The sequence below is a fragment of the Limnohabitans sp. Rim8 genome (assembly GCF_945869175.1).
Classification (GTDB): domain Bacteria; phylum Pseudomonadota; class Gammaproteobacteria; order Burkholderiales; family Burkholderiaceae_C; genus Limnohabitans_A.
Genome location: NZ_CAMBNZ010000092.1, coordinates 1 through 11,435 on the forward strand (window position 1 = coordinate 1; position 11,435 = coordinate 11,435).

The following is an 11,435-nucleotide window of genomic DNA, read 5'->3' on the forward strand; positions in this document are numbered from 1 at the left end:
CTGCAACTGGTGTTTGTGGCCATTTCCCTGTGGGGTTGGTGGCAATGGCTTCGCAAGGCGGACGACGACCAAACCACCCTCGCCATTCAGCGCCTGTCTGTGCGCGGTTGGCTCGTGGTGCTGGTCGGCAGCGCCGCGCTTTGGCCTGCACTGGCCCTGCTGCTGCAACTCTTCACCGACAGCGATGTGGCCTGGTGGGACGCGCTGCCCACCGCTTTGAGCTTGGTGGGACAAATTTTGCTGGGCCGCAAATACCTTGAAAACTGGCTGGTCTGGGTGTTGGTCAACGCCATCAGTGTGGCCTTGTTTGCCCACAAAGGCCTGTGGTTGACCTGCGTGCTGTATGCCCTGTTCACCGCCATGAGCGTCTGGGGGTGGCGGGCTTGGCGACAAAGCCAGCCCCTCAAAGCGGCTGGACAAGCCCAATGAGCCTACTGGAATGAGCCAACCGCAACGCATCGCCATTGTGGGCGCTGAAAGCACCGGCAAATCCTGCTTGGCCAGGGCCTTGGCCGGTGTCATGCAATCGCGAGGACAGAGCGTCCAAACCGTCGACGAGGTGCTGCGCACTTGGTGCGAGCGCGAAGGCCGAACGCCCTTGGCCCACGAACAAATTGGCATTGCCCAAACCCAAGCCCAAGCGGTGATGCGCATCCCACAAGGTGTGGTGATTGCAGACACCACACCCCTCATGACAGCGGTTTACAGCCACCTTTTGTTTGCCGATGAAAGCCTCTACCCCATGGCTTTGGCCCACCAAGCCCTGTACGACTCCACCTTGGTCACGGGTCTGGACCTGCCTTGGGTATCAGACGGTTTACAGCGCGACGGCCCTCAGGTGCGCGGCCCTGTCGACACCCTGGTGCGCCAGGCGCTCGAGCGTGCAGGCATTGCTTACCGGGTGGTGTACGGGCAAGGCCACCAGCGGCTGAACAATGCATTGTTGGCCTTGGGTTTGTCAGGCGAGGACGACGCAGCCCGCATGACCCGAGAAAACGCCCAATTCGCCATCAACGAAGGGCGTACTGTGTGGCAATGCAACGAGTGCAGCGATCCGGCCTGCGAGCACAAACTGTTTTCCGGTTTGCTGGCACAGCGATCAGGCTAACGCCCCACAGAAGGTCGGTCAGTGGACCGAGCCGCCAGGCAAATCGGCAGGCACGCCAGTGAACAGTCCCGCCGCGTCCACCGGGTCAAAACGGTATTGCGCCCCGCAAAAGTCGCAGCCCACTTCCACCTGGCCTTGTTCGGCAATGATGCTTTCCACCTCTTCGGTGCCCAAGCTGCGGATCATGTTGCCCACACGCTCGCGGTTGCAGCGGCAGGCAAAGCGCGGACCGGTCTGGCCGATGAAGGGCTCGAACCTCGCCAGCGGTTCTTCCCAATACAGACGGTGCAAGATGGTCTCGGCGTCCAACGTGAGCAACTCTTCACGCTTGAGGCTCTTGGTCAGGATCGAGATGCGGCTGAAGTCTTCGCTTTGGCCCAACACCGACTCACGCATCAGCGAATCGGTTTTTCCAGCCAAATTGCCCTCGCCTTCGATGGGCAAACGCTGGATCAACAAACCCGCCGCCACTTTGTCGTCGGCCGCCAGCACCAGCACGGTGTCGAGTTGTTCGGACTGCAGCATGTAGTGCTCCAGCACCTCGCTGATGTTTTCCAGTTTTTCACCCCGATCGCCAAACAAAGGCACCACGCCTTGGTAGGGCTGCTGGCCCGGCAAGCGGTCTTGCGGGTCCAAGGTGATGGCACAGCGGCCCTCATTGTTCACATTGACCATTTGGCTCAAAGTCGCGCAGTCGGCCACCTCGCCCACCTGGGTGCAGGTGGCGCGCAGACTCAAATCCGGCTGCACCTCCACCACACCGAGCTTGACCGGACCATCGCCAAAAATCTGCAACACCAAGGCCCCGTTGAACTTGATGTTGCCTTGCATCAACACGCCCGCAGCAGCCATTTCGCCGAGCAACTGGCGCACGGGCGCAGGGTAAGCGCCGGTCTCGGAGTTGGCAGCGCGACGCGCCAAAATATCCTGCCACGCATCGGTCAGGCGAACCAGCATGCCGCGAACCGGCAGGCCTTCGAAAATGAATTTATGGAGTTCAGACAAAGTTCAATCCACAGCCCCGCAGGGCCGATCCTCAAGGGTTAAAAATGTCACGGCGGACACCAAACGAGCCCTAGCCGAAATCAGACAATGGCTTTCAAGCCCGTTTTGTAGCGGCGGGCGTTCTCCACGTAGTGCTTGGCGCTTTGGCGCAGACCTTCGATCTGCTCAGGACTCAGTTCGCGCACCACCTTGGCTGGTGAACCCATGATCATCGAGCCATCTGGAAATTCCTTGCCCTCGGTCACCAAAGAGCCAGCACCCACCAGGCAGTTTTTGCCAATTTTGGCGCCATTGAGCACCACCGCGCCAATGCCGATCAGCGACTCGTCTCCGATGGTGCAGCCGTGCAACATGACCATGTGGCCCACCGTCACATGCTTGCCCACCTTGATCGGCTTGCCGTGGTCGGCGTGCATCACGCTGCCGTCTTGGATGTTGCTGCCCTCACCAATTTCAATCGTCTCGGTGTCGCCGCGCACCGTCACACCAAACCAGACACTGGCGTCGGCCGCAATTTTGACCGCGCCCATGACCTGCGCGTTGTCGGCCACCCAGGCGCTGCTGGCCACATCGGGGATTTGATCATCCAGTTGGTAAATGGCCATGGGGGTCTCCTGCTGGTTGGCATGTCTTGTAAACCTACAATTGTAGGGATGCCCACACGATGGCGTGGGCGCACCTGTGACGCCGATGACAGCCCTGCCCACTTCTGACCCTTTGCCCACCCTGCGATCAGCCACACTGGCCCCCTGGTGCCAAACAGATCCAGTTTTGAAAGCCCAGACCACGTTGGCTTTGGACTTGGATTGCCCTGTGGGCGCGCATGATGCCTTGACAGCGCCTTGCTATGGCCCTGGCCGAGCTGCCCGCCCCCCATTGGTGCCGCACACGCAACTCAAAACCAAGTCCATGGCCACGCCCGAGGGCCGAGCCATGCTGGTGCATTCGATCGCGCACATCGAGCTCAATGCGATTGACTTGGCGCTGGACGTGGTCTGGCGCTATGCGGGCATGCCCAAAGCTTTTTACACCGACTGGGTGCGCATCGCCCAAGAAGAAGCCAAGCACTTTTTGCTGCTGCGCAATCACCTGGTGAGCCTGGGCTTTGACTACGGCGATTTTCCGGCACACAACACCCTGTGGGACATGGCCGAACGCACGCAGGGTGACATCCTCGCCCGCATCGGCATCGTGCCCCGCACCCTGGAAGCGCGGGGCCTCGACGCTTCACCGGGTGTCAAAAACAAACTCGTCAGCGTAGGCGACCACCGGGCGGGTGAGATTCTGGACATCATCTTGCAAGACGAAATCGGCCATGTGGCCGCAGGCAACCACTGGTACCGCTACTTGTGCGCGCAGCGCGGTCTGAACCCGGTCAGCATCTATGCCGATTTGATCGCGCAATACGACGCGCCCAAACTGCGCCCGCCCTTCAACATGGCCGCACGGCGACTGGCGGGTTTTGAGCAGGCGGAGTTGGACGCGCTGAATTAACCCCGAGGGTGGTGCTGTGCGTGCAGGTTTTTGAGCCGCTCTCGGGCCACATGGGTGTAAATAGTAGTGGTCGAGATGTCGGCATGGCCCAGCAACATTTGTACGGCGCGCAAGTCGGCCCCATGGTTGAGCAAATGAGTGGCAAAAGCATGGCGCAGCGTGTGCGGCGACAAGGGGGCAGTGATGCCCGCCTGGATGGCATAGCGCTTGACCAAGCTCCAGAACATGACGCGTGACATGGCGGTGCCAGGAGTGGTGCCACTGGTGGTGACAAAAAGATCAGGGGTCTGACCTCGGCCCAGCATGGCCGGTCTGGCTTGGCCCATGTAACGCTGCAACCAGTCACGTGCCTCGTCGCCAAAAGGCACCAAGCGCTGTTTGCTGCCTTTGCCCATGATGCGCAGCACGCCATCGTTGAGCGACACCTGCAGGGTTTTGAGGTTCACCAACTCGCTGACGCGCAAACCGCTGGCATACATCAGCTCCAACATGGCGCGGTCACGCAAACCCAGATGCGTGCTGACATCGGGCGCAGACAACAGCGCATCGACTTGTGCTTCGCCCAAAGTTTTGGGCACCCGCAGGGCCTGTTTGGCCGCCAGCATTCTCAAAGTGGGGTCCACCTGGATGAGGCGCTCGCGCAGCGCCCAACGGAAAAAACGCTTGAACACGGTGAGCCTGCGGTTGGCCGATGTGGCCTTGGTCTGACCATGGCGCTCGGCAAAGTAAGACTGCAGGTGGTGTTCTTGGCTCGCCTCCAGCGCCAGCCTGTGCGTCAAAAACAACCAGGTGGCGTAAAGGGACAAATCCAGACGGTAGGCCGCCAAGGTGTTAGCGGCCAGTCCGTCTTCCAACCAGAGGGCTTCGGCAAAGCGGTCGATGGCACTCTGGCTGGCCTCGTGCATGGCCGCCGATCAGTCAAGCTTGAGTTTTTGCTGGTCCACGACTTTCTTGTAAACCTCGAACTCGGCCTTGATCTGGGCCGTGAACTCTTCGGGTGTGTTGGCGACCACCAAAGAGCCGGTGTCGTTGATGCGCTTGGTCACGCCCGGTTCCTGCAAAGCTTTTTTCACGCCGGCACTGATCTTGTCCACCACTTCTTTGGGCAAGTTCTTGGGGCCCAAAATGCCGTAGTAAGCCATGCGATTGACTGGCTCCAAGCCCACTTCCTTGAAGGTGGGCACATTCGGCAGCTGTGGCAAGCGCTGAGGCGCAGCCACCACGATCGGCACCAATTTACCGGTTTGGATGAAAGGCAATGCCGAAGGCAAATTGTCAAAAATGATGGGCACTTGACCTGCAACCGTGTCGTTCAGAGCCGGACCCGCGCCCCGATAAGGGATGTGGGTGATGAACACACCCGCGAGGCTTTTCCACAATTCGGTCTGCAAATGGCCAATGCCACCGGTGCCAGACGAAGCGTAAGAATATTTGCCCGGATTTTTCTTGAGTTCAGCCAAGAAACCTTTGTAATCCTTGGCCGGAAAACTGGGGTGAACCGCGATCACATTGGGTGTGGCCGCGATGTTGATGATGGGCGTGAAGTCGGTCAAGACGTTGTACGGGATCTTGGGGTTAATGGCCGGGTTGGCGGCGGTGGTGGACACCGTGGCCATGCCCAAGTTGTAGCCATCGGGTGCCGAGCGAACTGTTTCTGTCGCCCCCACCACGCCGCCGCCGCCGGCTTTGTTCTCGACAATCACGTTTTGGCCCAAGGCTTTGCTCAGGGGCTCAGAGATCACACGGGCCACGATGTCGGTGGTACCGCCGGGTGCAAATGGCACTTGCAATTTGATGGGTTTATTGGGGTAGGCCTGCGCCCACACCGAACCACTGGCCAAAACGGTGACAGCCCAACCGGCTGCCGAAACCCAACTGCGACGCTTCATGTCTAAACTCCTTGAAAGTACGCACATGATATGCAAAAAACAGGGCGGGATGAGAGAGGAGCAACCCTCAATACCGTGCTGATCACAGGCTTTTTGGCATCTCCCCTCTATTACCCCGGGGTGACAAGCAGGCACCATCTGGCTTGGCCGGACAGTTATGCTCTGCGGGTGAACTTCGCCCAACTCCTTTTTCCTGATTTTTCCCTGATTTTGTGTGGCTACCTGATTTGCCGCTTCACTGCATTGAACCGCTCGGTGTGGCAACAGGTGGACAGTTTGGTGTACCTGTTCCTGTTTCCGGTGCTGCTGTTTCGCTCCATCGTGAAAAGCCCGCTCGATCTGGAAGCCGCCTCCAGCCTCATCGGCGCTGGCCTGAGTTTAGGGGTCTGCGCGATTGCCCTGTCGTACAGCTTGCCTTACTGGCCGATTTTGGGCAAACATTTGGACCGCCGAGACCACGCGGCCAGCGCCCAAGTGGGCTTTCGTTTCAACTCGTTCATTGCCTTGGCTCTGGCCGAGCGCTTGGCGGGCCCTGAGGGGCTGTTGCTGATTTCGGTCTTGATCGGTTTTTGTGTGCCGCTGTTCAACATCGGTGCGGTGTGGCCCATGGCCCGCCATGCCAACACCGGTTTTTTGCGGGAATTGGCCCGCAACCCCCTGATCATCGCCACCAGTTCCGGACTGGCCTTCAATTTGATGGGGTTCAGCATCCCGGCCTGGATGGACCCGAGCGTGAGCCGGATCGGCGCCGCTTCTTTGGCCTTGGGCTTGATGGCGGCGGGGGCCGGCATGGAACTGCGCACCTTGGGTCAAGGCAAGCTGCTGGCCCTCAGCGTGGTCATGGTCAAGCACCTGCTGCTGCCCTTGATCGCGCTGGGCATGTCCAAACTCTTTGGGCTGACCGCCATGCAAACCACCGTGTTGCTGGCTTTTTCAGCCCTGCCCACCGCATCGACTTGCTATGTGCTGGCGGCCCGCATGGGCTACAACGGGCCCTATGTGGCCGGATTGGTCACGCTGTCCACCCTGTCGGGCATGCTCAGCTTGCCGTTTGCGCTGGGCGTGCTGCGCTGAACCCCTCACCCGAGAGGGAGCATCCTAAAAGTTCGGGGTGCCTTTCGCCAAGGACCAAGCCACCTGCTCTTGCACCACCGGATCGGAGTGGTTGAGGTGCGCGCTCAGCGCCATCAGCAAGTCCTGCCTTTGGGCAGGGGTGAGGGACGTGGCCGACAAAGCATTGCCTGCGGCCAATGCCAGGTTGCGCAGCCATCGGGCATGGCCAATGCGGCGGATGGCGCTGCCTTCAGTGCGGCGTAAAAACTCCGCCTCGCTCCAGGACATGCCTTGCACGATGCTGGAAGACCCCAAACCCTCACGCGGCTGCCAGTCGGGCACGGTACTGACTTGGGCGAATTTGTTCCACGGACAAGCCAGCTGGCAATCGTCGCAGCCGTAAATGCGGTTGCCGATCAAGGGACGCAGTGCTTCGTCGATCGGCCCGGCATGCTCAATCGTCAGATAAGAAATGCAGCGCCGCGCATCCAATCGGTAAGGTCCAACGATGGCCTGGGTCGGGCACAGGTCCATGCAGGCGGTGCACTGACCGCAATGCGGCGAAACGGCCGGTGTGTCGGGCAGCGCAAAGTCCACGAACAACTCGCCCAGAAAAAACATCGAGCCAGCCTCTCGGCTCAGCACCAAGGTGTGCTTGCCCCGCCAACCCAAGCCACTGCGGGTGGCCAACTCGGCCTCGAGCACGGGAGCAGAGTCGGTGAACACGCGGTGGCCAAAAGGGCCAATGGCCTGGGCGATGCGGTCCTGCAGATGTTGCAAGCGGCCGCGCAAGACCTTGTGGTAATCGCGCCCTCGGGCATAGAGCGAGACCACCGCCTCGCCAGGCTGCAAGCTTCGGGCACTTTCTTGCGCCAGCCAGTCGGGTGGCGTGCCTTGCGGCAAATAGTCCATGCGGGCGGTGATCACGCTCACAGTGCCCGGCACCAACTCGGCAGGTCGGGCCCGCTTCATGCCGTGGCTTTGCATGTAGCCCATGCTGCCGTGAAAACCTGCTGCCAACCAAGCCTGCAATCCGGGTTCTGCCGATGACAAATCGACACCCGTCACGCCAATTTGGGACAATCCAAGTTCACCCGCCCAGATCTGGATCTGGGCCCACAATTCAAGAAGGTCAATTTGAGTACGTTGAGCTGTCACCCGCCGATTGTAGGAAGCCCCGCCGATGTCCCCTTGACCGACTCGGTCTGGACCACCTTGTGGGCCGATGAGTCCGCCACGCAGGCGTTTGCCACACAACTGGCCAGCGCTTTGCAAAAATGGCCAGGTGGGCGCGACGCACGCATCGAACTGCGCGGCAATTTGGGCGCGGGCAAAACCACCCTGGTGCGCCACTTGCTGCGGGCAGCGGGGGTGCTGGGCCGCATCAAAAGCCCCACTTATGCCGTGGTGGAACCCCACCAAGCCGGCGCGGGCGAAGACGCTTGGCCGATCTGGCATTTTGATTTTTACCGTTTCAATGACCCCCAAGAATGGGAAGACGCGGGTTTTCGGGACATTTTTGCCGGGCCGGGCCTCAAACTCATGGAGTGGCCCGACAAAGTGGGCGGGCAGCTGCCCGCCCCCGATTGGTTGATTGCGATGGAGGTGGTTGACGCCGACCAGCGCCAAGTGCGCGTCGGTGCTGGCACATCACGGGGACACATCTGGTTGCAATCTTGGCTGGAGGGCTGGGCGCATGCAGCCTGAGCGCCGACGTCTGATTCAAGCCGGTCTGCTGGTGCTCAGTTTGGGGGCCTCGCAACTGGTCCGCGGTGCCAGCATGCTGGCCGTGCGCATCTGGCCTGCGACCGACTACAGCCGGGTCACCCTCGAATCGGATGCGCCTTTGAAAACCACCCAGACCTTCATCGCGTCACCTCCGCGTTTGGCGGTGGACATCGAAGGCATGGAACTCAACGCCGCCTTGCGTGAGTTGGTGGGCAAAGTGCAAGCCTCTGACCCGAACATCGCGGGCATCCGTGTGGGGCAATTCAATGCCAGCACCGTGCGGCTGGTGATCGACCTCAAGCGCGCCATCTCGCCCCAGGTTTTCACCTTGCAACCTGTGGCGTCCTATGCCCACCGCTTGGTGCTCGACCTCTACCCCACCCAGGCCACCGACCCCTTGGCGCAACTCATCGAGGAACGGGCAGCATCCAAGCTCAACCCCACGGCCAACACGCCAGCACCTTCGTCCACACACTCGCCCGCCTTGCCCCACACGGACCCTGTGAACGACCCTTTGGGCGATTTGATCGCCCGCCAAAGTCAAGCCTCGGCCAAGCCTGCGCCGCCCACCACCCGAAAACAAGACTTCGAGCAGGCACCTTCGGCCGCAATGGACAACCCCAAGCACCCGCCCCGCACGCCCTTGTCGGACCCCACCGACCGGCTGATCGTGGTCGCGCTCGACCCAGGCCATGGCGGTGAAGACCCTGGTGCCATCGGCCCTGGCGGCACCCGCGAAAAAGACGTGGTGCTGAAAATCGCCAAAATGCTGCGCGAGCGCATCAACGCCAGCACCGTGGGGGGCAGCCCCTTGCGGGCTTACCTGACGCGCGACGCCGACTTTTTTGTGCCTCTGCATGTGCGGGTACAAAAAGCCAGGCGGGTGCAGGCAGACCTGTTTGTGAGCATCCATGCCGATGCGTTTTTCACGCCCCAGGCCAGCGGGGCCAGCGTATTTGCACTCAGCCAGGGGGCGGCTTCGAGCAGCGCTGCCCGCTGGATGGCGCAAAAAGAAAACAAGGCCGACTTGATTGGCGGCATCAATTTGGGCAGCCAGGATGCCCAGGTGCAACACGCCTTGCTGGACATGAGCACCGCAGCGCAGATCAAAGACAGTTTGCAGTTGGGCCACACCTTGTTGCGCGAAATCGGAGGGGTAGGCCGCCTGCACAAACCCCGCGTCGAGCAAGCCGGTTTCGCCGTGCTCAAAGCGCCTGACATTCCCAGCGTGCTGGTGGAGACCGCCTTCATCAGCAACCCGCAAGAAGAAGAAAAATTGCGCAGCCAAGCCTACCAAGAACAACTGACCGAAGCCCTGTTGCGGGGCATCGTGGCTTACTTTGCGCGCAACCCACCCTTGTCCAGAAGCCGCGTGCCGGCTTGAGCGCTGCCTTGCCCTGCGCACAGTCAGGGTTTGACCCATTCTTCACTGCGCGCCCACAGCTGCTGGGCCAAGGCCTTGTCCTGGCCCAGCGGGGCTGTGTGAGCCACTTGGGATTTGGCAAAATACAAGCCCGATTCGCTGACCGGGGCATGCAAGGCGCAATGCAAAGTGGTTTGCGCTCCTTCCTCGGCCGTGATCAAGCCGCGCCATCGCAGCAGCGGGCGGGCCCAATCGGGCAGGGCTCGCCAAATTTCGGTGTCCACCACACCCGGGTGCAGCGAATAGCATGACACGCCCGTGCCTTGGGTTCGCCTCGCCAACTCCGCGCTGAACAGCAAGTTGGCCAGTTTGGAGACCGCATACTCGTCAATCCCCGTCCAGCTGCGGGTGGGACTTTGCAAAGCGTCCCAATCGATGCCCGCGGTGCGCTTGTGCGCGCGGCTGGACACAGTGACCACGCGAGCAGGCCCCGAAGCGGTCAAATCGGGCAAAAGCAAGTGGGTAAGCAAAAAATGGCCCAGATGGTTGACGCCAAAAGCCATCTCAAATCCGTCGACCGTCTTGCCGCGCAAGCCGGCCACACCCGCGTTGTTGATGAGCAGATGCAAGGGCAAGTTCAGGGATTTGAACTGCCCAGCGCATTCGCGCACCGATGACAAACTGGCCAAGTCCAAAGGCAAAAACAAGGCCTCAGGGCCCAGCGCCAATGACCGGATCTGGTCCAGCACCGGTTGCGTGCGCTCCAGCGACCGCCCCGCGATGACCACTTGGTAGCCCGCTTGGGCCAACGCGATCGCCGTCACACGGCCGATGCCCACATTGCCTCCCGTGATCAGGGCGACAGGCGCATGGGCAGCCCGAGCAGCGCTGACATCGGCAAGGGGCTGGTTGTCAATCGGAAATAAGGGCATGCAGTCACCTTGTTCACTTTGGCAGATGCCGCCAATTATGGCCGGCAGCCCAGGAAATGCGGCTCGCCCAGACAAGCAACACCCGAGAGTTGGATGAGATCGCAGGCTAACGCACCCACAAATGCGCCAACCAAATACTGACCACCACCAAAGCCTGACCCGGAATGACGATCTTGGCAAAAGCCCAACCACCGGCTCGCCAGGCCAGCACCGCTTTGGTCAGTGCGTTGCTGGTGAAACCGACCCAACACAGCTGCATGGCTTGGACCATCTCAATTTTGCCTGCCGCCAACAAAGTGGCGGAAGATGCGGTGTTGGCATGGGCATCCACCAAGCCGGAGACGCCTGCCAGGACCCACAAACCCGCACTCCCCATCCAGGCATTGAGTCCTGCCGAAGCCACCATCACCAGGGCCAGCAGCAACGGCAGTCCTGCCGCCGTTTTCAAGTCAAACGCATGGCCGGCGCTTGACAATTTTTGCGGCATGGGCAGCGCCAAAGCCTGTCGATACAACCAAAGGCCATGCACGCTCGCCACCCCCGAGCCCAAGGCCAAAGGCCAGGCTATGGCCCACAACAACGCAGGGCAAAGCAATCCCATCACCATGGCCATCTGGATCAAGGTCGCGATGGAAGACAACACCCCGCCTGCTGCGGCAGGCACCAACAAAGACGGCTCATCACGGGCCCGTTTGCCCATGGCATAGATCGTCGCGGCGCTGGAGACAAAACCTGAAGCCAAACCCACCCAGGCCAGACCCAGTCTGGTCCCCATCCAACGCATGCCCACATAACTGGCAGCGCTCACACCCATGACCATCACAATCAACTGGGTCAGTTCACGGGGATTGATGGCATCCCAT

General features: G+C 60.8%; 13 protein-coding genes. 6 read left to right on the plus strand and 7 right to left on the minus strand.

From position 1 onward, the window contains the following. Together pnuC and Q0O19_RS12230 are read left to right on the plus strand one after the other, a co-directional pair. On the plus strand, positions 1-429 hold a 429-nt coding region (gene pnuC / locus Q0O19_RS12225), incomplete at its 5' end, for a nicotinamide riboside transporter PnuC (RefSeq protein ID WP_295523375.1). A 10-nt stretch (positions 430-439) separates the two neighbouring features. Continuing rightward, a complete protein-coding gene (locus Q0O19_RS12230; RefSeq protein WP_295523377.1) occupies positions 440-1,108 on the plus strand; it encodes an ATP-binding protein in 669 nt (222 codons plus the stop codon). Between the two features lie 18 nt (positions 1,109-1,126). Here the strand turns inward: Q0O19_RS12230 and Q0O19_RS12235 are convergent, their stop codons facing one another. Then, positions 1,127-2,113: an Hsp33 family molecular chaperone HslO gene (locus tag Q0O19_RS12235; RefSeq protein WP_295523379.1), complete on the minus strand. Its 987-nt coding sequence runs from the start codon at positions 2,111-2,113 to the stop codon at positions 1,127-1,129. An 80-nt stretch (positions 2,114-2,193) separates the two neighbouring features. Beyond that, the gene (locus tag Q0O19_RS12240) at positions 2,194-2,718 is read right to left on the minus strand and encodes a gamma carbonic anhydrase family protein (RefSeq protein WP_295523381.1); all 525 of its coding nucleotides are present in this window, start codon (positions 2,716-2,718) and stop codon (positions 2,194-2,196) included. An 85-nt stretch (positions 2,719-2,803) separates the two neighbouring features. Between Q0O19_RS12240 and Q0O19_RS12245 the strand changes: the two genes are divergently transcribed. Continuing rightward, a complete protein-coding gene (locus tag Q0O19_RS12245) occupies positions 2,804-3,607 on the plus strand; it encodes a ferritin-like domain-containing protein (RefSeq protein WP_295523382.1) in 804 nt (267 codons plus the stop codon). Here Q0O19_RS12245 and xerD read toward each other — a convergent pair. After that, a complete protein-coding gene (gene xerD, locus Q0O19_RS12250; protein WP_295523384.1) occupies positions 3,604-4,512 on the minus strand; it encodes a site-specific tyrosine recombinase XerD in 909 nt (302 codons plus the stop codon). The two genes, Q0O19_RS12245 and xerD, sit on opposite strands and share 4 nt — an antisense overlap. Before the next feature lie 9 nt (positions 4,513-4,521). Then, entirely contained in the window at positions 4,522-5,496 is a 975-nt protein-coding gene (locus Q0O19_RS12255) for a tripartite tricarboxylate transporter substrate binding protein BugE (protein ID WP_295523386.1), read from the minus strand. A gap of 168 nt (positions 5,497-5,664) precedes the next feature. On the opposite strand from Q0O19_RS12255, the gene Q0O19_RS12260 reads away from it, so the two are divergent. Next, positions 5,665-6,570 (plus strand): AEC family transporter, encoded by a 906-nt coding sequence (locus tag Q0O19_RS12260; RefSeq protein ID WP_295523388.1) that lies wholly within the window; start codon positions 5,665-5,667, stop codon positions 6,568-6,570. 24 nt (positions 6,571-6,594) lie between these two features. Here the strand turns inward: Q0O19_RS12260 and queG are convergent, their stop codons facing one another. After that, the gene (queG, locus tag Q0O19_RS12265; protein WP_295523397.1) at positions 6,595-7,671 is read right to left on the minus strand and encodes a tRNA epoxyqueuosine(34) reductase QueG; all 1,077 of its coding nucleotides are present in this window, start codon (positions 7,669-7,671) and stop codon (positions 6,595-6,597) included. A gap of 69 nt (positions 7,672-7,740) precedes the next feature. On the opposite strand from queG, the gene tsaE reads away from it, so the two are divergent. Together tsaE and Q0O19_RS12275 are read left to right on the plus strand one after the other, a co-directional pair. After that, complete coding sequence (tsaE, locus tag Q0O19_RS12270) at positions 7,741-8,256, plus strand: tRNA (adenosine(37)-N6)-threonylcarbamoyltransferase complex ATPase subunit type 1 TsaE (protein WP_295523390.1); 516 nt, start codon at positions 7,741-7,743, stop codon at positions 8,254-8,256. Next, entirely contained in the window at positions 8,246-9,661 is a 1,416-nt protein-coding gene (locus Q0O19_RS12275) for an N-acetylmuramoyl-L-alanine amidase (protein ID WP_295523392.1), read from the plus strand. The genes tsaE and Q0O19_RS12275 overlap by 11 nt, the downstream gene beginning before the upstream one ends. A gap of 23 nt (positions 9,662-9,684) precedes the next feature. Here Q0O19_RS12275 and Q0O19_RS12280 read toward each other — a convergent pair whose 3' ends face one another. Continuing rightward, positions 9,685-10,572: an SDR family NAD(P)-dependent oxidoreductase gene (locus tag Q0O19_RS12280; RefSeq protein ID WP_295523394.1), complete on the minus strand. Its 888-nt coding sequence runs from the start codon at positions 10,570-10,572 to the stop codon at positions 9,685-9,687. 106 nt (positions 10,573-10,678) lie between these two features. Then, positions 10,679-11,435: DUF4010 domain-containing protein (locus tag Q0O19_RS12285; RefSeq protein WP_295523396.1), on the minus strand; the 757-nt coding region annotated here is incomplete at its 5' end.

Excerpts from the sequence above, each read along its gene's own strand:
- Q0O19_RS12280 (WP_295523394.1), bottom strand. The coding sequence starts at position 10,572 with ATGCCCTTATTTCCGATTGACAACCAGCCCCTTGCCGATGTCAGCGCT.
- xerD (WP_295523384.1), bottom strand. The coding sequence starts at position 4,512 with ATGCACGAGGCCAGCCAGAGTGCCATCGACCGCTTTGCCGAAGCCCTC.
- Q0O19_RS12230 (WP_295523377.1), top strand. The coding sequence starts at position 440 with ATGAGCCAACCGCAACGCATCGCCATTGTGGGCGCTGAAAGCACCGGC.
- Q0O19_RS12240 (WP_295523381.1), bottom strand. The coding sequence starts at position 2,718 with ATGGCCATTTACCAACTGGATGATCAAATCCCCGATGTGGCCAGCAGC.
- Q0O19_RS12245 (WP_295523382.1), top strand. The coding sequence starts at position 2,804 with ATGACAGCCCTGCCCACTTCTGACCCTTTGCCCACCCTGCGATCAGCC.
- Q0O19_RS12255 (WP_295523386.1), bottom strand. The coding sequence starts at position 5,496 with ATGAAGCGTCGCAGTTGGGTTTCGGCAGCCGGTTGGGCTGTCACCGTT.
- Q0O19_RS12275 (WP_295523392.1), top strand. The coding sequence starts at position 8,246 with ATGCAGCCTGAGCGCCGACGTCTGATTCAAGCCGGTCTGCTGGTGCTC.